The 22,932-nt window shown below is 46.5% G+C and carries 19 protein-coding genes; 2 read left to right on the top strand and 17 right to left on the bottom strand.

Annotation, left to right across the window (positions count from 1 at the left end; translation table 11 throughout):
• Position 1 precedes the first annotated feature (1 nt).
• The 17 genes from G5168_RS10115 to G5168_RS10035 form a co-directional block, all read right to left on the bottom strand.
• Positions 2-1,126, bottom strand: coding sequence for a glycosyltransferase family 4 protein (locus G5168_RS10115; RefSeq protein ID WP_421208013.1), 1,125 nt, complete (start codon positions 1,124-1,126; stop codon positions 2-4).
• Positions 1,104-1,592, bottom strand: a complete 489-nt coding sequence (locus G5168_RS10110; RefSeq protein ID WP_227340928.1) for a GDP-mannose mannosyl hydrolase — start codon at positions 1,590-1,592, stop codon at positions 1,104-1,106. Before G5168_RS10110 ends, G5168_RS10115 begins: the two co-directional genes overlap by 23 nt.
• A gap of 16 nt (positions 1,593-1,608) precedes the next feature.
• Positions 1,609-2,229, bottom strand: a complete 621-nt coding sequence (locus tag G5168_RS10105; protein WP_421252157.1) for an acetyltransferase — start codon at positions 2,227-2,229, stop codon at positions 1,609-1,611.
• Between the two features lies 1 nt (position 2,230).
• Positions 2,231-3,871, bottom strand: a complete 1,641-nt coding sequence (locus G5168_RS10100; protein ID WP_421172002.1) for a glycosyltransferase — start codon at positions 3,869-3,871, stop codon at positions 2,231-2,233.
• Positions 3,862-6,147, bottom strand: a complete 2,286-nt coding sequence (locus tag G5168_RS10095; protein ID WP_216954292.1) for a glycosyltransferase — start codon at positions 6,145-6,147, stop codon at positions 3,862-3,864. Before G5168_RS10095 ends, G5168_RS10100 begins: the two co-directional genes overlap by 10 nt.
• Positions 6,144-6,902, bottom strand: coding sequence for an ABC transporter ATP-binding protein (locus G5168_RS10090; RefSeq protein WP_108539993.1), 759 nt, complete (start codon positions 6,900-6,902; stop codon positions 6,144-6,146). The genes G5168_RS10095 and G5168_RS10090 overlap by 4 nt, the downstream gene beginning before the upstream one ends.
• Positions 6,899-7,684 (bottom strand): ABC transporter permease, encoded by a 786-nt coding sequence (locus G5168_RS10085; RefSeq protein ID WP_108539995.1) that lies wholly within the window; start codon positions 7,682-7,684, stop codon positions 6,899-6,901. The genes G5168_RS10090 and G5168_RS10085 overlap by 4 nt, the downstream gene beginning before the upstream one ends.
• Before the next feature lie 63 nt (positions 7,685-7,747).
• On the bottom strand, positions 7,748-8,836 hold the full coding sequence (locus G5168_RS10080) for a DegT/DnrJ/EryC1/StrS aminotransferase family protein (protein WP_321537277.1): 1,089 nt from the start codon (positions 8,834-8,836) through the stop codon (positions 7,748-7,750).
• A gap of 2 nt (positions 8,837-8,838) precedes the next feature.
• The gene (gmd, locus tag G5168_RS10075) at positions 8,839-9,960 is read right to left on the bottom strand and encodes a GDP-mannose 4,6-dehydratase (protein WP_227340932.1); all 1,122 of its coding nucleotides are present in this window, start codon (positions 9,958-9,960) and stop codon (positions 8,839-8,841) included.
• Between the two features lie 14 nt (positions 9,961-9,974).
• Entirely contained in the window at positions 9,975-11,384 is a 1,410-nt protein-coding gene (locus G5168_RS10070; protein WP_302055988.1) for a phosphomannomutase CpsG, read from the bottom strand.
• A complete protein-coding gene (locus tag G5168_RS10065) occupies positions 11,365-12,762 on the bottom strand; it encodes a mannose-1-phosphate guanylyltransferase/mannose-6-phosphate isomerase (RefSeq protein WP_227340933.1) in 1,398 nt (465 codons plus the stop codon). The genes G5168_RS10070 and G5168_RS10065 overlap by 20 nt, the downstream gene beginning before the upstream one ends.
• Before the next feature lie 38 nt (positions 12,763-12,800).
• On the bottom strand, positions 12,801-13,346 hold the full coding sequence (rfbC, locus tag G5168_RS10060; RefSeq protein ID WP_216954296.1) for a dTDP-4-dehydrorhamnose 3,5-epimerase: 546 nt from the start codon (positions 13,344-13,346) through the stop codon (positions 12,801-12,803).
• A 62-nt stretch (positions 13,347-13,408) separates the two neighbouring features.
• Positions 13,409-14,287: a glucose-1-phosphate thymidylyltransferase RfbA gene (rfbA, locus tag G5168_RS10055; RefSeq protein WP_216954298.1), complete on the bottom strand. Its 879-nt coding sequence runs from the start codon at positions 14,285-14,287 to the stop codon at positions 13,409-13,411.
• A 99-nt stretch (positions 14,288-14,386) separates the two neighbouring features.
• Positions 14,387-15,274: a dTDP-4-dehydrorhamnose reductase gene (gene rfbD, locus G5168_RS10050; protein ID WP_227340934.1), complete on the bottom strand. Its 888-nt coding sequence runs from the start codon at positions 15,272-15,274 to the stop codon at positions 14,387-14,389.
• Positions 15,274-16,380, bottom strand: coding sequence for a dTDP-glucose 4,6-dehydratase (gene rfbB / locus G5168_RS10045; RefSeq protein WP_227340935.1), 1,107 nt, complete (start codon positions 16,378-16,380; stop codon positions 15,274-15,276). Before rfbB ends, rfbD begins: the two co-directional genes overlap by 1 nt.
• Before the next feature lie 589 nt (positions 16,381-16,969).
• Positions 16,970-20,119, bottom strand: coding sequence for an efflux RND transporter permease subunit (locus G5168_RS10040; RefSeq protein WP_421250512.1), 3,150 nt, complete (start codon positions 20,117-20,119; stop codon positions 16,970-16,972).
• A 17-nt stretch (positions 20,120-20,136) separates the two neighbouring features.
• Positions 20,137-21,330 carry an efflux RND transporter periplasmic adaptor subunit gene (locus tag G5168_RS10035; protein ID WP_421252156.1) on the bottom strand — a complete coding sequence of 398 codons (1,194 nt, stop codon included), beginning with the start codon at positions 21,328-21,330 and terminating at the stop codon, positions 20,137-20,139.
• Positions 21,331-21,470: 140 nt separating this feature from the next.
• Between G5168_RS10035 and G5168_RS10030 the strand changes: the two genes are divergently transcribed.
• Both G5168_RS10030 and G5168_RS10025 read left to right on the top strand, forming a co-directional pair.
• Positions 21,471-22,109, top strand: a complete 639-nt coding sequence (locus G5168_RS10030; protein ID WP_421252155.1) for a TetR family transcriptional regulator — start codon at positions 21,471-21,473, stop codon at positions 22,107-22,109.
• 105 nt (positions 22,110-22,214) lie between these two features.
• Complete coding sequence (locus G5168_RS10025) at positions 22,215-22,778, top strand: hypothetical protein (protein ID WP_337072712.1); 564 nt, start codon at positions 22,215-22,217, stop codon at positions 22,776-22,778.
• Positions 22,779-22,932: the final 154 nt, after the last annotated feature.

Below are 22,932 nucleotides of genomic sequence, written 5' to 3'. Positions count from 1 at the left end.
TTCAAGATGAATAATAATTTGAGATAACCTTTTCATATAACGTCATATATTTATCAATCATGACGTCGGCAGTAAAGTTATGTTCAAATCTAGCCTTTGCATTTTTCCCCATACGCTCAGCTTCATCTTGATCATCCCATAACTTTTTCATTGCAGATGAGAGAGCCTCACTATTTGCTGGCTCAACTGCCAAGCCGGTTTCACCATGCAGATTTATATATGTAGTGCCTGTACCAATTTCGCAAGTAATCATTGGCTTACCATACATTGATGCCTCTAACAAAGTCATACCAAACGCTTCAGAACGCAGATGAGATGGAAATACCACAGCGTAACATAACTCCAGTAAAATATTCTTTTCAGCGTCACTTACTGGACCAACAAACAACGTATTTTTTAATCCTAACTTATCCGCCTGAGACTTCAACTCCTTTTCACATGGGCCTTCACCAATTATTATCAAAGGATAATCAAGTCCACGCATAGCATCAAGGACAAATGACAACCCCTTATAATATCGTAAAAATCCGATAAAAAGAAAAAAACGCCCTTTTATTTTATCATTCCATTTATTCGATAACGATAGTTCTGCATAACTTGGAGATACCTTTTCCAGACCGAATGGTATCACCTCAACATCCTTTTTTAGGCTAGAGAGAACAGGGCTGGTCTTGACATAATTGGGTGAAGAAGCGACCACAGCATCAACTTTATTTAGAAAAGACATCATCAATGGCTTATAAAGTTGTAGCAGGTATTTTTGTTTGACAATGTCAGAATGGTAACTGACCACCGTCGGCTTTTTAGGATTAACCCAAAAATGAACAAGATCCATATAGGGCCACGGAAAATGATAATGAATAATATCAGCTTTCTCAGCCAGTCGCCTGAATTCGACAATCGCAGACCATGAAAAACCAGTCGAAGCTATATAAAAATCTTCTTTTGCAGCATGCACACTATGATTAGCGATGTTAAAATTTCGACCAGCATTCTCAGCACTTAAACATAATACATCAACCTCATGCCCTCTTTTTACTGCACCTTCCGCAAGCTGATATATGACTTGTTGCACACCACCGTAAGCATCTGGATAATATGTTTTAAAAAAATGAAGAATTTTCATTATCTTCCAAGCCCTTATCTAAAAAATAGTTCTTTGTGTATTGATGAACATCTGGTGATGCAAGAAGGTCTACTATATCAAACCATTTATACTTTGAATGCTGAGCAACAGAGAATGAATTTATATCATGGTCTAGTTCTATTGAATACGCTAAAACAACATAGTGAGTTGGAGTCATAACGTCATAAAAAGAATCTTTATAAAAATGCTCGTAGACTCCAATAAATTTAGCTTTCGAACTCTGTAACGTCACACCAAGCTCATTCTCAGCAACTCTTTTAAAGGCATCTAATATAGCTTCTCCCTTTTTTATCCTGCCCCCCAAAACAAACCAATGATCGGCTGCAGGTCTATTTCTTCTGAGACCGAGAAGATATCTCCCTGAACTATCTGAAATCACCAGATCAATCGAGATTAAGGGGGTGCTTTTTATTGTTTTTAAAAAATCATCATCCGTAAGATGCATATCTCGCCCCAAGATGTTATTTATATTTCTTTGCTGGCACACCCACATAAATTCCGGGCTGATCTATAGTGTTTACAACACACGCACCGGCACCAACAGTAATCTCGTCGCGAACAGTAATATTGTTGATTATAGTCGCGCCAGCACCTATAAAACATAACTTCCCAATATTAACTGAACCTGCCACTGTACTGTTGACCGATACATGCGTAAATTCATCAACACAGACGTCATGTTCAATTATTGCACCTGAATTGATAATGCATCCCTCACCAATTTTAACTGAAGGACCAATGTGCCCATGATGACCGACGAATGTTCCTTTACCTATGATAGAGTTAATACCAATCGTGGCTGTGGCAGAAATCAAGGTGGCAACTTGCCACCCCATTTTCCCCAATATCTCTAACTGTAACTTTCTTTTATGATTATCACCTACTGCAGAAAAAAAAATCCACTCATCGGGAGAGATTACATCCCATGAAGGAAAGACTGGATAACCCAAAATACTCTCGCCAGGTTTTGCATTATCATCAATAAAGCATAACGTTGAAAATCCTAACGATAATGCTATATCAGCCACACTTCTTGCATGTCCACCACATCCTAAAATGGCCAACTTCTTTGAATCTACCACATTATTTCTCCAAGCAACTAATACGCTCAAGTATATCGATATGCTCATTTACAACATCAGACCATGTACGCATTGATAACTGATCGTATATCTGCAACTGTTTTCGTAGTAAGATGTCCTTATAGTGGAGTGCCCATTCTATTCTCTTAGCCATATCTCTCCAATCATATGGATCAAAAAATGTCATTTCCTGTAACTCAGGGTCAGTAAGAATTTCTTCAGTTACAGGAATACGAGCCATAACAACTGGTGTATTAACAGATAACGCCTCAGTAAATGTAAATGGACACCCACCTTCACTTAGACTTGGATTAACTGCCAAACTTGCCAATTTATAACAAGCTGCGAGCTCTTGCATTGTTAGTCCATGCAAAAATAAAATTTCGTGTTGCAGATTGTGACTAATAACAAATTCTTTTACTTCAGGCATAACACTAACACTGCCGGTAACGATCAGTTTGTGCTGAACGAATTTTTTTCGTAAAAGATACTCATACGCTTTGAATAAACTTATTATGTTTTTATTTGGCCTGATCTGGCTAGCATAAAAAACAAACTCTACATCTTTATTTTTAAATATTGAAACATAATTCTGCTCATTCGATTTGCGAATAGCGGACATGAGTAACGACTTGGCATAATGGGTAGTTGCCTCTTCATTATCTGGTAGACCAGTAATATTAATGAAGCTATCAACTTTATTAGCGGCGTGATGTACTACAGACACCTTGTCCATTGATACTTGATAGCCATCAATAAGTGTATTCCATTTTACCACTTCACTATAAGTTACAAAGTGATCCCCTGTTCTGATAGCCTCTTCTAACAATTTAAACGTCGATAGAGTTCTATCACCACCAATTTGAGAAAAGGCCACGGGAAACTCTCGTAAAACAACATCAGGTACACACATTAATCGAGGGGCATCGATCTTGTTAAACTCAGGCCAATAGGCTGTTGGACAATACCATGCAGATATATCATGCATACTATCGATTAATGCGCTTATACGCTTCCCTTCCACCAACTCCATGTTACGGTAGAGACGCAATACAAATCCATCATCTTTAGGCGAGTAAATCATTTTCATGAAACGGCCTATGTACTTGGAAAACCTGCCCAGCACAATTAATTTCAATCTACGAATAAAAAAGAACGCCAATAAAAAAGGAAACGAAAAAATAAAAAATAATGGGAAAATGATTAAAGCCAGCAGAAATAACAAACACCCTTCAATGCCTAAAAGGATCAGATCCAATTTTGTGTATGCATTTAACAAACGCTTTTCCACATAATGGAAAATATTTTCCTTCAAGCTAGCAACCAACTCCAGTAAAAACGATTTGAGTGTTTTTCTTTTTTGTCTTTTCGTTTTACGGTTAATGTACCAATGGTAAAGATCCAGTAAAAGTGGTCTTTTATCTGGCGAGCGAATCGAAAAACTGTCATGTGGTACATTCTCACTATCAAAAAGGTCATATAGATCTTTCGTAGACCAACTAGGACAAACCAAGGTAAACTTTACATCATCACGTGCTGCAGCACCTTTAAGAAAGGCAGCCAAGTAACGACCAAGTCCCTCCTTTCGTAAATCAACAGATGGGGCATAGCAAAGATAAATTCCAAATTTTCTCACAGACATTCGCGTATTACCCCCCAATAATGCTTAGCCAGATTTTGCACTCGTTGTTCTTTCAGTATATCTTTACTAGGCAAATTTTTTCGAAGATGCAAAGCTTGCTCTTCTATATATTTTAGCTGCCAAGCCATTTGCTCCGGCGAGTTTGCATCAGACCATGTTAAATTAAGTGAAAACTGTCTATCTATTTCACGCATTGCCGGATAATCAGAGGAGAGTGCAGGTATATTCAGATAGGCAGCCTCAATAACCGAAAAAGTACCATTATCAATGCGCGCAGGATGCCATATAAATGCTGCTTTTTTTAGTGCTTTTTTATATTCTAAATCGGATAACTCACCACATAATTTTATCTTACGTTTCAACGACTTACTATTATCAACAGTTCTCACAAACTCGCTCAAATATGAAAGTTTACTTTCCATTATACTCTGAGTATTAACTCCAGTAATAAAGCATGTAAGAGAACCGGCTAGCTGATTATAATAAATTTCTAATGCTTTGACAGCATTGAGATGATTCTTATGTGGACTGAGATTAGTTGTCCAAATGAAATAATCGCCAACATCTTTTTGCTGCTCATCTGAAAACGAAAAGTCAGGTGCCAACATAGGTAACCTAGCAATTCTGTCAGACTCAATACCAGCATATTGTTGCGCATCTCGGCAAGTAAACTCAGTAGTAACCAAGACTCGCTCAGCTTGTGTTGCTGCTTTCAAGTAGGGATGATCAGCACCTCCTTGCAAAATTGAAACATATCGCTGCAAATAATCGTATACCATCAATACTATCGGTCTTACTGGAAGCAGCGTTTTGTCCAGCCTGTCGGAAACGAAAACCCAAATATCACAATCATAGAAATTACTGATGCTGTCATTGGGCACCATATATGATTCATCTACGGCACACCAGCCATCATGACCAGCATACTGCATAGCACGTGTAGCATCATCTTTAGAAAGATGTTGCCAATAGAAGCTTCTCCTTTGAATTTTTGGATTTAAATCCCGCAATTCATTAGCATGCTCTAATTCATCAATTGTTGGATGCGCAAAAACGACCTCACATTCTTCATTAGCCTGTTGACTACCAAGTAATATGGCATCAGCTAAAAGCTTAGCGCCTCGCAGACTCCCCCCTCGATACTCAATCGGAACAATTACACCAATTCGCTTTTTTCTAGTGATATATGTAGGGCGAGCTTTCTGCTGAAGGCGATGCTCTTTTAATCCATCAACGACAAGGCTAAAGTTTCTTTTCCATATTGAAGCACAATACTCTGGCATCATTTGCTCAAGAAGCACATGCTGTGTTTTTCTAATATCATTGATTAACTGTTCATCGCCATTTAAAATTTTTCTAATCTTAGCCTTAGCCTCTGCAATTGTTTCACATCTGCCAGGTAAATCCCCGCCACCCATCAAATCCAGCATTCCCCCAGCCATATATATTAATGGCATACCAGCTTGTATAGCTTCAAAGGGATGATAATGTATATGATTTAGTTCAGTGGAATGATAAAACATAACGCTGCATTGTTGCATGTTATCAGAGTGCTCTTCTTTAGATACAAAGCCGAGTACTTTCTTATCATTAACAGCTATTGGCTGCGCACCACCAATGATATAATCAAACTCTTTAAAATCACGAACAAAGGATTCATAAATACTTTTAAAGTATGGAGATGTTCCTATTCTAGGACAGACAAATAGTATCGTCTTTCTTTTTCCAGTCCAATTATCAGGTTGATATTTACCTTTTAAACCAACAGGCAAATAGCATGAGCGCTTTGCTAAATATGGCATTTCTACATCGGAAATATGCTCATAGCCACAACCAAACCAGAATCTTTTCCCCATCGATTTAATCGTTGATACTACATTATCTCCACACTCACTTCTTAGTAAAGAAGAATAATTGTATCCCTTAGATAATCCAAATACACGAAGAATGACGGCACCATTAAAATTTTTAATGGTTGACTTAATTTGCTTTGGGAAGAAGCCAATTATCGCATAATCAAAATATTTATTGACAATATCCCAAGCGTTTTTACTGGGCGACTCATACCAATTTTGTTCATTTAAAATATCAAGTTCATGCCTAGGGATAGTCAATTTATCGTCAAAATCGAATGTAATACTTGCCGATAAATTTCCCTCATCATATGGAAACTTTTTTGGAAGATATATTTCTTCAATACCAAACTCTATTAGCTGAGGTATTTCAAAGTTTCTTAATGTTGAATGGTTAAGCAGCCACAACACTCGATTTTTCATGCTAAATCCAGATTATTGACTCGTTTATAGGCAATGATCGCATCATCAATGGGGCCATCAAAAATGTATTCACCATGATGAAATACAATCCCTCTTGAACAAATATTTTTCAATGCGCTGAAATCATGTGATGCTAAAACTAGTATTTCAGCATTCTCAATCAAACTCATTATTCTGCTTTTAGCCTTTGCCATAAACTGAGCATCACCAGCACCAATCACTTCATCTAGGAGCAAAATATCGCCACCAACTGCTGTGGATATAGCAAATGCTAGTCTTACCTGCATGCCTGCAGAGTAAGTTTTAATTGGATAATCAATAAACTCACCCAAACCAGCAAACTCAACGATCTCATTTTCTTTCTCTTTCATAAAAGTCGGAGAGAGGCCAAGCAGAAGACCACGATAGAGAATATTCTCTCGGCCTGTTGCATCAGGTTCAAAACCTAGACTCAAATCAAAAAGAGAACGAACTTGCCCTTCAACAATTAATTTACCACTAGATATAGGATAGAGACCTGCCACCGTTTTAAGAAATGTACTTTTTCCTGCACCATTATGCCCTAAGAGCCCGACCCTCTCTCCATTATTTATTTCTAGCGTAATATTTTTTAATGCATGAATATCAGAGACAGAACGCTCTGCTTTTCCTTTTTTAAAAGCAGCAGAGAAAAGAGACTTTAGTGACCGCTCTTTGTAAGCTACTGATGCATAATGAAGGTTAACATTCTCAAGTTTAATTTTATTCTTTTTCATAGGTAGAAGATCACTTTTTTCTCTGCATTTCGGCCAATCAGCCACGCAAGCAAAAATAGGAAAGCAGCAGTTATCAGACTAAATGTATAGTTCTCCAGACTCGGCCACTCACCTTTTAGTAGTGGTGCTCTTATAATTTGCAATACATGATACACAGGATTGTAATCGACTAGCCAATCCAATCCGCCAGAACGGAACATACGTTCTTCGAAATATACCGGAGAGATAAACCATATCGCTTGCATGACTAATCCCATCGCATGTGGTACATCTCTAAATCTAACCCCGATATAGGCTAGTAATGTTGATAATGGCCATGCAATAAGTGCCAATATTGGGAAAACCGTTAAGGTGGCTAGCCAGGTTATATTTATATTTTGTGGCAATACAACTATTGACCAAGCAAATAGAGCCAAACTGGCAAGTGCAAGTACTATAATGCTGCTCAAGACAGTTCGTAATGTATATATTGCTAATGGATGCTTGCATTGTTTAATGTAGGCATCTGCTTGCACAAACGCAAGTGAACCACCAATGGTATTGGCTACTACAAAATCCCAGACTATAATTCCTGACAAAATATAGGGTGCATACGTCACTATGTCCGTATTAAACATTTTACTAAAAACTATAGATATTAATAATGTCATACCTAAAGGTTGAATAAATGACCATAATACACCGAAAAAAGACCGCCGCCAACGAGAGCGTAGATCCGATAAAGCGAGATGCTGCCAAAAATATCTAGCATCCCAAATACCCCTAACATAATAAAGACTCATAGAACTCCCACCAACTTAAAATAACCCTTCACCAACGAAAGATGAAGGGTTATTTATTTAACATTACTTATTTAAATAAAAATCAGAAATTAAGTTGCAGATATAATCAACATCTTTTTCCAATAATTCAGGGTAGCTTGGTAGATTCATTCCTCTTGAGCTGATATTTTCAGCAACAGGAAATTTATGTTCCGTAAATACATGTGGCATCGTATTAGCTAAAGGAAACAATGGCCTTGTCTCAACATCATGACTCTTTAGAACAGTTCTGAGCAAGTCTCTATCTTGTGCATTCTCGACTAGGATCGAGCACATCCAAAATGAATGCCTGGTATTCTCAATCTCTTTGTGGAATGTTATCGGCAAATGGTTTAATCGACGCTGATACCAACTGGCAATCTCTCTTTTTTTTGCAATTATCTCGTCTGCTTGCTCTAATTGTGCCAGGCCAATCGCAGCACATATATTTGTCATGCGATAATTAAATGCCAACGCATCATGCCAATACTCTTTAACCTTCGAAACACCTTGGCTCTTCAAGTGGCATGCCAAGTCATGGACATTTTTATCCTTTGAAACAACCATGCCACCTTCGCCGGTAGTTATTGTCTTATTTCCAAAGAAACTGAATGTTGCCACATCACCAAATGTACCAACATGCTTATTCTTATAAAGAGTACCGAACGCCTCCGCACAGTCTTCTATCAAAAACAAGTCATGTTTCTTACAAACATCGACTAACGCATCCATATCACATGGTAAACCATAAAGATGCACAGCCATGACAGCCTTGGTCTTTGTTGTGATTTTTGCTATTACATCATTGACATCGATGTTCCATGTATCTGGTAGCGAGTCAACATAGACTGCTTTTGCACCGGTCTGAATGATTGTATTCACTGAGGCAATATATGTGAATGAAGGAACAATAACCTCATCACCAGGACCAATACCTAAAGCAGCCAACGCCAAATGAAGTGCTACAGTACCATTACTCACTGTTGTACAATTTTCTGCACCAATATACTTTGAAAATGCAGATTCAAATCTGTTAATAAACTCACCTTTTGAAGAGATCCATGTTGAATCAAGGCATTCATTAACATATTTTTTTTCATTACCAGATAATCTTGGTTGATATACTGGAATCATAGTCACTCCACACTGACATTAACATCAAAGCCATGAGATTTCAGCAAGGCATGCTGGCGAGCTTGCTGCAAATCATATGCAACCATCTCACTTACCATTTCTGCGAGTGTCGTTTCCGGCTCCCAACCCAGCTTATTTTTTGCATTAGATGGGTCACCAAGAAGAGTCTCTACCTCGGCCGGTCTGAAATAACGTGGATCAACACATACGATAATATCATCGACCTTCAATGCCGGCGCCTTATCTCCATAAATCGCCGAAACGACAGCTTTTTCCTCGACGCCGCTTCCAACAAAGTTCAATTCAATACCTAACTCAGCAGCGGCCATTTTTATAAATTCACGGACACTATATTGCACTCCAGTTGCAATGACAAAGTCCTCTGGCTGCTCTTGTTGCAACATCATCCATTGCATCTTGACATAGTCTCTTGCATGTCCCCAATCACGCAATGAGTCCATGTTTCCCATATACAGGCACTTTTCGAGGCCTTGAGCAATATTTGACAAACCTCGAGTAATTTTTCTAGTGACAAATGTTTCTCCACGACGGGGTGACTCATGATTAAACAAAATACCATTACAAGCATACATACCATATGCCTCACGATAATTCACCGTAATCCAGTACGCATACATTTTTGCAACAGCATAAGGGCTGCGCGGATAAAAAGGTGTTGTCTCTCGCTGCGGAATTTCTTGCACGAGGCCGTATAGTTCGGATGTCGATGCCTGATAAAAACGAGTTTTTTTTGTCAGTCCCAAGAAACGAATAGCTTCCAATAAGCGTAAAGTACCTATCGCATCAACATCCGCAGTATATTCTGGGGAATCAAAACTAACAGCGACATGAGATTGAGCACCAAGATTATAAACTTCATCTGGTTGAACTTCGGCTATAATTCTCGTTAGATTTGATGAATCCGTTAAGTCACCATAATGTAGTTTAAAATCAACGTTCTCTTCATGAGGGTCTTTATAAATGTGGTCTACACGTTGTGTATTAAACTGAGATGCACGGCGCTTAATACCATGGACTTCATACCCCTTCTCTAATAGAAACTCAGCCAGATATGAACCATCCTGACCAGTCACCCCAGTAATTAACGCAACTTTCTTGGACATTTTCAGTACTCTCCTTATAAGTTGTTGATCATTTTATGTAATGAATTCAAACCAGACGTTAACTTGCTTATATCGTTTTTGCTTTCAACATTAAGCCTTAGTAATGGTTCTGTGTTTGAAATGCGAACATTAAATCGCCAATCATTCATTTCAATACTAAGACCATCTACATATTCTACCTTGACAGCAAGTGGCGCATAGACCTCTTCCAGCTTCTTTATTATCTCAAGAGCATTATCAACTCTATAATTTATCTCACCACTGCATGGATAGGCTTTAACACGTTCAGCAACTAAACTAGACAATGTGGATTTTTTTAGTGATAGCAAGTTAATTACTAGTAACCAAGGAATCATACCGCTATCACAGTAGCCAAAGTCACGGAAATAGTGATGGGCACTCATTTCACCACCATATATTGCATTCTCACTGCGCATCCGTTCTTTAATAAATGCGTGACCAGTTTTGCTTTGTACTGGTGTACCACCAGACTTTTCAACGATATCAATAGTATTCCATGTCAAGCGCGGATCATGAATGATTTTCTCATGAGGATTATCTACTAAAAATGCCTCTGCTAATAATCCAACAATATAGTATCCTTCGATGAAATCACCATTTTCATCAAACAGAAAACAGCGATCAAAATCACCATCCCAAGCAATACCCATATCAGCATGATAGAACTTTACCGCTTCCGATGTAGCACTTCTATTTTCAGGAAGCAATGGGTTAGGAATACCATTGGGAAAGTTACCATCTTCCTCATGATGAATTTTTATAAACTCAACAGGAACATTGAGGGTATTGAAACGTCGCTCGATAACATCAAGCACATGCCCTGCCGCCCCGTTACCGGCATTCACAACTAGCTTGAGTGGACGTAATTGATGCGGCTTTATATACGTCAGCAAATGATCGACATAAGCATCTAGTATCGATTTTTTAATCAATGTTCCTTGCCGGGAGGATGCAATGAAGTCACCCTTTTCAGCCAATGCTCGAATATCATTCAAACCACTATCACCACTAATTGGACAAGCATCACGACCAACCAGTTTCATGCCATTGTAATCCATAGGATTATGACTGGCCGTCACTTCTATAGCACCATCAATGTCTAACGTAAATGCTGCAAAATAGGTTTCTTCAGTCCCCGTAGTCCCTAAGTCGATGACATCACAACCGGCATCAAGAATCCCTCTTGCAAGTGCTTGCTTTAGGCTTTCGCTCGTGAGCCTAACATCGCCTCCAACAGCAATTGTCGTTGCATTTAGATACTGTGCAGTTGCACGGCCAATACGGTATGCAATCTCAGTGTTCAGCTCATCACCCAGTTTGCCGCGAATATCGTAAGCTTTAAAACAGGTAAGATTCATGATGCCCCCTAAATTAAATTCCTTTTCAATAATCAATGATGTCATCTTCACCTAAATATTCACCCGTTTGCACCTCTAGCATAACTAAATCGATGAGACCTGGATTTTTTAATTGGTGACGATGCCCAGCAGGAATATATGTAGATTGGTTAGCAGTTAGCAAGGCAATTTGATCTTCATAGAAAACCTCTGCAACACCAGATAATACCACCCAGTGTTCATTTCTATGATGATGCATTTGCATCGTTAAGCTAGCCCCAGGTTTAACTTCAAGTCTTTTTATTTTAAAACGCTCTCCCACCTCAAGTAACGTATAACGTCCCCATGGACAATAGACTGTACGATGTATTTTATATGCATCATTATTTATCGTCTTAAGGTGATTATAAATTAATTTTACATCCTGACTACTTTCTTTGTGAGCGACCAATAGAGCATCAGCAGTATCAACAATTACTAGGTTTTCTACACCTACAGCACCAATAACCCGATCCTCGCTCGAAATATAACAATTTGAGGTAGCATGTAAAATTGCATGCCCCTGAACGGTGTTTCCATCGTCATCAGCTTGATGTAGTTCACTTATTGCAGCCCAAGACCCAATATCACTCCAGCCTATGTCACATGGAACTACTGAAACATTTCCTGATTTTTCCATCACGGCATAATCTATCGAGATGTCTGGAACATGGATAAATGTGTCAGGGTCCAGATCAATATGCTTGACCTTTTTACTTTGAACCGAATCGGACTTGTCAAGGCAAGCTTTTGTTGCTATCAATACTTCCGGACAATGCAAGTCCATCTCTGCAATCATTGTACTTGCTTTAAAGCAAAACATACCTGAATTCCAGAAGAAGCGACCGCTTTCAAAGTACTCAATTGCCTTATCCAATGTTGGCTTTTCAACAAAGCGCAAAACCTCTGTACCAAGAGCTTCAATGTAACCATAACCTGTTTCAGGTATTGTGGGTTTAATACCAAATGTGACTAACCGTCCTGCTTTTGCTAATTCAATAGCGCAGGAAACAGCATCATCGAATGCAACTTGCTCTGTGATCAAGTGATCAGCAGCTAAGACCAACAAGACCGCATCATCGCCATATGTATCGCGAGCATAAATTGCTGCAGATGCTACTGCTGCTGCAGTGTTACGGCCATAAGGTTCAAGAATAAATGAAGTCTGAATTTCATTACTATTAACTTCTTTAAATGAATCTAGTGTTTTGAAATAAAGGTCTCGATTAGTAATAGTTAATACTTCACTGACATCTGATAATTTTGCTCCACGTAAAAATGCTTTTTGTAAAAAACTTTGATTATCCGATAGTTTAATGAATGGCTTGGGATGTTGTTCACGTGAAACAGGCCATAATCTTGAACCGCTTCCACCACACATAATAGCAGGAATTAAGACAGTCATAGATACACCATAATGTATTTAATGTGTTGATATGATTTTCAGAAATGTTTAGCTGCCATAAATGGCTTTGCATTTTTATCTTTAAGAGATAATATAGGGAGCATATCACTCTCCCACTCTATTCCTAGTTGCTGGTCATTCCAACATATTGTATGTTCAAAATCAGGTCTATAATAATTGGTTGCTTTATATAAAACTTCTGCTGTTTCTGTTCTAGTTATAAAACCATGGGCGAACCCTTTCGGAATCCACAATTGCCGCTTATTCTCAGCTGATAGATGAACACCGACCCATTTGCCAAAGGTCGGCGAATTTTCACGAATATCCACTGCTACATCAAATACTTCTCCCACAACACATCGCACCAGCTTTCCCTGGGCGTGTGGTGATGATTGATAATGCAGTCCACGCAACACGTTTTTCGAGGATTTAGAATGATTATCTTGAACAAAAGTAACAGGGTATCCTACTGCTTCTTCGAACAGTTTATGGTTGAAACTCTCAAAGAAAAAGCCACGCTCATCACCAAATATTTTTGGCTCAAAAATAAGTACATCAGGTATCGTGGTCTCGATTACATTCATCTTCATATCCATATTTTATTTAGTTTATTTTGCAGGAACGGGTGCATACCCTTAACTCCAACTCATACTTTCGAAACCATCTTTAACAGGTATTGTCCATAAGCATTTTTCGCAAGTGGTGTCGCCAACGTTTTTACTTGCTCTGCATCAATGAATTTCTTGCGATAGGCGATCTCTTCAGGACAAGCGACTTTCAACCCCTGACGGGTCTCGATGGTCTGAATAAAGTTGCTCGCTTCAATCATGCTCTCGTGGGTACCGGTATCAAGCCAAGCATAACCACGGCCCATCATGGCCACCGACAGATTACCTTGTTCCAGGTAGATACGGTTTACATCGGTTATCTCCAGCTCGCCACGGGGCGACGGCGTCAGACTCTTGGCGATCTTGACCACGCTGTTGTCGTAGAAATAGAGGCCGGTTACCGCATAGTTGCTCTTGGGCTCCAGTGGCTTCTCCTCCAGAGAGATCGCGGTGCCCTCTTTATCAAATTCAACCACCCCATAACGCTCGGGATCATGCACATGGTAGGCAAAGACGGTAGCACCGCTCTCTTTGGCCACTGCCGCCTCCAACTGTTTCTGCAAGTCGTGGCCGTAGAAGATGTTGTCCCCCAACACCAGTGCACAGGGGTCTGAACCGATAAACTCTGCACCCAGAATAAAGGCTTGTGCCAACCCGTCCGGGCTTGGTTGAACCTTGTATTGCAAACTCAGGCCCCACTGACTGCCATCACCTAGCAATTGCTCAAAACGGGGGGTATCTTGCGGCGTGCTGATGATCAAAATATCGCGAATTCCCGCCAGCATCAGGGTGCTGAGAGGATAGTAGATCATCGGCTTGTCATAGATAGGCAACAGCTGCTTGCTCACTGCCATGGTTACCGGATAGAGACGGGTGCCTGAGCCGCCGGCCAGAATAATGCCTTTACGTTTGGTCATGATGCTTGTTTCTTATATAGAGGAAGCATGGCTTTAGGCCACCTTTCCGTTTTATCCCTGCCAGCCAGGGAGGCCGTCACTACATCCCTAGCCAGTAATTTACTTGCCAAGGATCTCGGTCAACATCCGCTCCACACCGACTGTCCACTCCGGCAGCACCAGATCGAAGGTGCGCTGGAATTTGCCGGTATCCAGGCGGGAGTTATGGGGGCGTTTGGCCGGGGTAGGGAAGGCGCTGGTCGGCACCGCATTGAGTTGTGTCACCGCCAGTTCAACGCCAGCCTCTCTGGCTTTGGCAAACACCAGCTGGGCGTAGTCAAACCAGGTGGTGGTACCGGAGGCAATCAGATGGTACAGCCCGGCGACCTCGGGTTTGCGCTGCGCCACGCGGAGAGCATGGGCGGTGCAATCGGCCAGCAACTCGGCGCCGGTCGGAGCGCCAAACTGGTCATTGATCACTGACATCTCGCTACGCTCTTTGCCAAAGCGCAGCATGGTCTTGGCAAAATTGGCTCCGCGGGCGGCGTAAACCCAGCTGGTGCGGAAGATCAGGTGACGGGAACAAAGTGCGGCCCCTTGCTCACCCGCAAGCTTGGTTTCGCCATAGACGTTGAGCGGGGCGGTTGCATCGGTTTCCACCCAGGGGCGCTCACCGCTGCCATCAAATACATAGTCGGTGGAGTAATGCACCAACCAGGCACCCAATGCTTCCGCTTCTTTGGCTATCGCTGCCACGCTGGTCGCGTTGAGCAGCTCGGCAAATTCACGCTCGCTCTCCGCCTTGTCGACTGCGGTGTGGGCCGCAGCGTTGACAATCACATCCGGCTTGACCAGACGTACAGTGTCGGCCACCCCTGCCGGGTTGCTGAAATCGCCGCAATAGTCGGTGGAGTCAAAATCAACGGCAGTGATGCGCCCCAGCGGCGCCAGTGCGCGTTGCAGCTCCCAGCCTACCTGGCCGTTTTTGCCAAACAGCAGAATATGCATCAGGCACGCACCCCATCATTCTGTGCAATCGAGGAATAGTGTTGCTCAATCCAGGACTGGTAGGCACCGCTCTTGACGTTGCTGACCCACTGCTGGTTATCCAGATACCACTGCACAGTTTTGCGAATACCGGATTCAAAGGTCTCTTGCGGTTGCCAATCCAGCTCTGCGCTCATCTTGGTCGCATCGATGGCATAGCGGCGATCGTGGCCAGGGCGATCCGCCACATAGGTGATTTGCTCACGATAAGAGCCCACCTTCGGCACCATCTCGTCCAGCAGATCGCAGATGGTGTGTACCACCTCCAGATTCTGCTTCTCGTTATGACCGCCGATGTTGTAGGTCTCACCGACCACGCCTGTGGTCGCTACCTTGTAGAGCGCACGCGCGTGATCTTCCACGTAGAGCCAGTCACGGACCTGGTCGCCCTTGCCATAGACCGGTAACGGCTTGCCATCCAGCGCGTTAAGAATGACCAACGGGATTAGCTTCTCGGGGAAGTGGTACGGGCCGTAGTTGTTGGAGCAGTTGGTGACGATGGTGGGCAGGCCGTAGGTGCGGCGCCAGGCACGCACCAGATGGTCACTGGAAGCCTTGGAGGCAGAATAGGGGCTGCTGGGGGCGTAGGGGGTGGTTTCGGTAAAGAGCGGCAATGGCTCACCGGCAGCCACTTCATCCGGATGGGGCAGATCCCCATATACCTCGTCAGTGGAGATATGGTGGAAACGGAAGGCCGCCTTGCGCTGATCATGAAGACCATTCCAGTAAGCGCGAGCCGCTTCCAGCAACATATAGGTGCCGACGATATTGGTCTCGATAAAGTCAGCCGGGCCGGTAATGGAGCGATCGACATGGCTTTCAGCCGCCAGATGCATCACGGCATCCGGCTGGTGCAGGGCAAACACCCGATCCAGCTCGGCACGGTTGCAGATATCCACCTGCTCAAACGCATAACGATCGCTGGTCGATACATTGGCCAAGGATTCCAGATTACCGGCATAGGTGAGTTTATCGAGATTGATAACGGAATCTTGGGTATCACGGATGATATGGCGCACCACGGCAGAGCCGATAAAGCCGGCACCACCGGTCACGAGGATTTTCATAAATATGTATCTCTTGCGAGGCGTTGATATGACATCAGAGAGAGGCTGGCTATCCACTGATGCGTTATTGAAACACCCAATAGACTGCAATTTAACCAGCGCAAACAGCAGCAAAACAATAGATGAACATTATTTGTGCAAATTGCTGAATAATCTCAAGGCTACCGCCCTTGGGTTACAGCCCCCAGTTTGCTGCTTTTAACCAAATTAGGTCTGCTGTTGGTCATCATGTCCTCCAGCATTTTGCTGTCTTGATGGTGTGTAGCACAGCTTTATGGCCCAAGACCAAGAAAGAGCGGACACTACCTATCCAACCCTATAAGACGCAGATTCTATCTTGTTTCCAGCCGAGCTGCACAGCAGAAACTGACTTGCCCCTCACCTCTGAAAAGGAGTCGATAGAAAACCACCTCACGGCGACATAATTTCTCGAAAAGAAGCAGTATTAACTTAATAATTACGCTTAAGTTACCGTTTTTACGGAAAAAAAATAGAGCGACTTTCCAAGTCGCTCTATTTATTACTCAGTCATACCTGATGTATTTGTCTTATTGTGATCTGCCACCCAGAACTTCAGGGGTTACTTTGCTCAGTCACCTTTTGACTCAACTGCTGCAACCATGCGCGCCTCTTTGCTCTGGTGGCTGGTGAAGTAGCGCATCACCAGCACGAAGAAGAGCGGAACGAAGAAGATGGCCAGCACGGTGGCACTGATCATTCCCCCCATTACGCCGGTACCGATGGCGTTACGGCTGCTGGCACCGGCACCGGAGCTGATCACCAGCGGCAATACCCCGAGGATAAAGGCGAGCGAAGTCATCAGGATCGGACGCAGGCGCAGGCGCGCCGCCTCCACTACGGCTTCACCCAGTCCCATCCCCTTGTCATAGAGCTCTTTGGCAAATTCCACGATCAGAATCGCGTTCTTCGCCGACAAGCCTATGGTGGTGAGCAGGCCTACCTGGAAGTAGACGTCGTTCTCCAGCCCACGCAGGGTGGCGGCCACAATGGCTCCCAGTACCCCGAGCGGCACCACTAGCATCACCGAGAACGGAATGCTCCAGCTCTCGTAGAGGGCCGCCAGACAGAGGAACACCACCAGCAAGGAGATGGCGTAGAGCGCTGGCGCCTGTGAACCGGCCTGACGCTCCTGGAAGGAGAGCCCGGTCCACTCGATGCCCACCCCTTCCGGCAGCTGTTTCACCATCTGTTCGATGGCAGCCATTGCATCACCGGTACTCTTGCCGGGCGCAGCTTCACCGACGATCTCCATCGCTGGCACACCGTTGTAACGCTCAAGACGCGGCGAGCCGAAGCTCCACTCGGTGCTGGCAAAGGCGGAGAAGGGCACCATCTGACCGGCGCTGTTGCGCACATACCAGAGTTTCAGATCTTCCGGGTTCATCCGGAAGGGGGCATCCGCCTGCATATAGACCTTCTTGACCCGGCCACGGTCCACGAAGTCATTGACGTAGGAGGAACCCCAGGCAGTAGCCAGGGTGTTGTTGATATCCGCGATGGAGAGCCCCTGCGCCAGCGCCTTCTCGTAGTCGATCTTGATATCGAGTTGCGGCGTATCTTCCATCCCGTTCGGGCGTACCCGCACCAGTGTGGGATCCTGCGCCGCCATACCGAGCAGCTGATTACGCGCCGCCATCAGCTTGTCGTGACCGATACCGCCACGATCCTGCAGGAAGAAGTCAAAACCGGTCGCCGTCCCCAATTCAGGAATAGATGGCAAGTTGAAGGCGAACACTTGCGCCTCCTTGATGCTGAACAGATAGCCCATGGCGCGACCGATAATGGCGTTGGCACTGCGATCAGGACTCTTGCGTTCGCTCCAGTCCCTGAGTTTGATAAACGCCATACCGGTATTTTGACCGCTACCGGCAAAACTGAAGCCCGATACAGTCAATACGGCATCCACGTTATCCTTCTCGTTGTCCAGGAAGTAGTCACGCATCTGGGCCAGCACCACCTCGGTGCGCTGCTTGGTAGCTCCGACCGGCAGTTGCACCATGGACATGATGACCCCCTGATCCTCTTCCGGCAGGAAGGAGGTGGGCATCCGCATAAAGAGCACTGCCAGCACCGCCAGCATGGCGCCGTAGATAATGCTGTAACGCACGCCCTGCTTGATCACCTTGCGCACACCGCGCTGATAGCGCTGGGTACCGGCATCAAAGGCGCGGTTGAACCAGCCAAAGAAGCCGCGCTGGGCGCCAAACTCGCCGTGTTTCATCGGCTTGAGCAGAGTGGCACAGAGGGCCGGGGTCAGGATCAACGCCACCAGCACCGACAGCACCATGGCCGAGACGATGGTCAGCGAGAACTGGCGATAGATGGCACCAGTCGAGCCTCCGAAGAAGGCCATCGGCACGAACACGGCGGATAGCACCAACGCGATCCCCACCAACGCGCCGGTGATCTGGGTCATCGACTTGCGGGTCGCTTCCAGCGGGGAGAGATCCTCCTCGCTCATCAGCCGCTCCACGTTCTCAACTACCACGATGGCGTCATCCACCAGCAACCCGATAGCCAGCACCATACCGAACATGGTGAGGGTGTTGATGGAGAAGCCGAACGCCGCCATCACCCCGAAGGTACCGAGCAGTACCACAGGCACCGCAATGGTCGGGATCAGGGTGGCGCGGAAGTTCTGCAGGAACAGATACATGACGCAGAACACCAGGAAGATCGCCTCGATCAGGGTCTGCACCACCTCCTCGATGGAGATCTTCACAAACGGCGTGGTGTCGTAGGGGTAGACGATCTCCATGTTGGCCGGGAAGTAATCCGACAGCTCATTGAGCTTGGCACGTACCTTTTCGGCGGTATCCAGCGCGTTGGCGCCGGTAGCCAGCTTGATGGCGACCGCGGCGGTAGACTGACCGTTGTAGAGCGCATCTGCGTCATAGCTTTCGCCCGCTAGCTCGACCCGGGCCACGTCTTTGAGCCGTACCTTGGAGCCATCCTGATTCACCCGCAGCAGGATGTCGTTGAACTGCTCCACGGTAGAGAGACGGGTCTGCCCCATGATGGTGGCGGTGAACTGCTGATCTTCCACCGACGGAGTACCACCCAGCTTGCCGAACGCTACCTGGGCGTTCTGCGCCTTGATGGCCGCCTGCACATCACCCGGGGTCATCTGCACCCGGTTGAGCTTGTTGGGATCGAGCCAGACCCGCATGGAGTACTGGCTGCCGAACAAGGTGATATCCCCTACCCCGTCCAGACGACTCAGGGGCTCCTTGATGTTGGAGACCACATAGTCCGCCAGATCGTCGTTGTTCATCGAGCCATCGTTGGAGATGAACGCCGCGACCATCAGGAAGCTGCTGGAGGTCTTCTGTACCCGAACCCCTTGCTGCTGCACCTCTTGCGGCAGCAACGACATCGCTTGCTGCAGCTTGTTCTGCACCTGCACCTGGGCGATGTCGGGATCGGTCCCCGGCTGGAAGGTGAGGGTCACCGACACCCGTCCCGCAGAGTCAGACTGGGAAGACATGTAGAGCAGGTGATCCAGCCCGGTCATGTTCTGTTCGATGATCTGGGTGACCGAGTCTTCCACCGTTTTGGCAGAGGCCCCCGGATAGCTGGCGGAAATACCGACCGCGGGCGGCGCAATGCTCGGATACTGGGCGACCGGCAATTTGATGATGGCCAGGCTGCCCGCCAGCATGATCACCAGCGCGATCACCCAGGCAAAAATGGGTCTATCTATAAAAAATCGAGCCATGAGGCGACTACTCCATCCTACTTGTTGGCCGGGGTGTTGGACGCAGCTTGAGCAGACGGTGCATCAGCACCCTGCTCGGCGGGATTGACCACGGCGCCCGGTCGCACTTTCTGCAAGCCAGCCACGATCACCCGCTCGCCGGAGGTGAGCCCTGACTCCACCACCCAGTTGCTGCCGACGACACGGCTCAGCTGCACGTTGCGCAGCTCCACCTTGTTGTCAGCGGTTACCACCATCACGGTGGCGCCGCCATTGGGGGTGCGAGTCACCGCAGTTTGCGGCACCAGCAGTCCTTGTGCCCGCTCTCCCTCTTGCAGGGTGGCGCGCATAAACATGCCGGGCAGCAGCAGCTGGTGAGGGTTGGGCACAATCACCCGCAGGGTCACCATGCCGGAGGTCTCATCCACGGTCACATCGGAGAACTGCAGCGAGCCCTCTTCGCCATAAGTGGAGCCATCTTCCAGCTGGAAGGTCACCCTGGCCCCCTTCTGCTTGTCCTGGGTCAGCTTGCCCTCGGCGACCAGTCGCTTGAGGCGCAGCAGATCGGCGGTGGACTGACGCACATCCACATACATGGGATCGAGCTGCTGGATGGCGGTCAGGCTGTCAGCCTGCTGGGCGGTCACCAGCGCCCCCTCGGTCACCGCGGATTTACCGATGCGGCCACTGATGGGGGCGGTGATGCGGGTGTAACCGAGATTGATCTCTGCAGTGCGCAAGGCCGCCTTGCTCGCCATGATCTCGGCCTTGGCCTGCTTCCAGCTGGCGTCGGCGTCGTCATAGTCCTGACGGCTAATGGATTTGACCTTTAGCAGCTCCTGATAGCGCTGTGCCTTGAGACGGGCACTCTGCTCGTTGGCCTCTGCCTTGGCCAGATTGGCCTTGGCGCTGGCAACCGCCGCCTGATAGACAGCCGGATCGATCTGATAGAGCAGGTCGCCCGCCTTCACATCGCTCCCCTCGGTAAAGAGGCGCTTGAGGATGATGCCGCTCACCTGCGGACGCACTTCAGCCACCCGCAACGGGGCGCTGCGGCCGGTCAACTCGGTGGTCAACATCAACGGGCCGCTCTGCAGGGTCACCACGTTGACCGCCGCGGGGGGCATGCCGCCCTGTCCCTGGGGTGCGCCCCCCTTGTCACCACAACCTGCCAGCAAGCCTGTAGCCAGCAAGGCAAGACCAACTGAACGAGCAAGAATATGTTTATGCATGAAACACCTGAGCCTTTGCCAGTCAATGAACAATCAGGGCCGCATGGGCCCTGTTGGTAAATAGTCGAAAGATGAGGCAATATACATACATTCATAAATGTATGTAAGTGACTTTTTGCTTGCATGAGGCACAAATTTCGATGGCCAGACGAACCAAAGAAGAGGCGCAGCAAACCCGCTGCCACATCATGAGCACGGCGCTGGATCTGTTCTGCTCTCAGGGCCTGGCCAAGACCAGCCTGACCGACATCGCCAGGGCGGCAGACCTGACCCGCGGGGCCATCTATTGGCACTTCAAGAACAAGGATGAACTCTTCATTTCGCTCTGGGAGGAACTCTGCAGCCCCCTCGCCCACCAGCTCGATGCCTGCCTCAACCCAGATGAGCCCGATCCGCTGGGACAACTGCGCCTCTTCTTCGAAGGGGTGCTCCACAGCTTCATTCACAATCCGGCCCAGCGGCAGATGTTCACCATCCTGTTCAATCTCGAATCGCTGGAGGGGGAAGCCATTTCCCTGCGCGAGCATATCCGCAGCGAGTCAGCCAACTTTTTCCGGGACCTGGAGACCACCCTGGCCAACGCGGTACGCCGGAGGCAGCTGCCTGCCAACCTCAACCTGCAGCGTGCAGCCACCCTGCTCCACTGTACCCTAGATGGCTACATCATAAACTGGCTCCACTTTCCGGAGCGGATCGACCTGCAGAGCGAATCAGCCTTCCTGATAGAGAGCATGTTTACCATGCTGGCCCAGCCCCACGGACCTGCCTGCGGCCGCTAACAGGCTCCGGCAACGTCCTCACATCCAAATCGGGGACTGACCGCGCGTTTTGGCAGTCAGGCCCCGATTTGTTACCCTGTGCGCCCCCTGCTTGAGGTAACCCCTGTGCCACACTCTGACGCCATCCCCGCTTCCCGGCCATTTAACGACCAGCACGCCCACGTTCGAACTGCCTTTGTGGCACACCTCAAACCCGGCGCTCACCTGCTCAATGGTCAGTGCGGTATGGGGGAGGATCTGTGCTGGCTGCGTGCAGAAGGGTATGTGGTCACCGCCTGTGAAGCGGTACTGGCTGACGCCAAAGTCGCCTCGCAGCAATCCGGGCAAGCTGTGCGGGTCTGCCCGCTGGCGAAGATGCACTCGGTGCTCCCTTACGATGGCATCTGGCTGAGCCGCCCGCTTGATAGCGACGTGGCCACTCTTGTCCCCCTGTTGCAACAGCTGGCGACCCTGCTCAAAGCGGGCGCTCCGCTCTGTTTCCCCCTACAGCCAAGCGGCGAAATGAGCCACGACCAGCAGCTCCCGCATCTTCAGCAAATCGTCACCTCATCCGGGGTAGCGCTGCAACTGGCTTCGATGGAAGCCGTATCAGCCAGCACCTCAGACTCCGCAAGTCAATATGCCAACCAGTACGTCATGTTGCTGCGCGGCGATCATCAGGCCACCTAACGGGCTAATTCATCACGGATTTTCCCATTCAATGCCAAGCCGGCTGCTAGTCGGCGATCTTGGCTATCGACAATATTTAACTCGGCATTAACGCATAAAAGGCAGACATAACACGGCTTACGTGTTAAAAAGTTCGATTAATATCAAAATTTAA

The sequence above is a fragment of the Aeromonas sp. 600724 genome (assembly GCF_049175135.1).
Lineage (GTDB): Bacteria > Pseudomonadota > Gammaproteobacteria > Enterobacterales > Aeromonadaceae > Aeromonas > Aeromonas veronii_A.
This window is presented reverse-complemented; position numbering and strand designations above follow the sequence as displayed.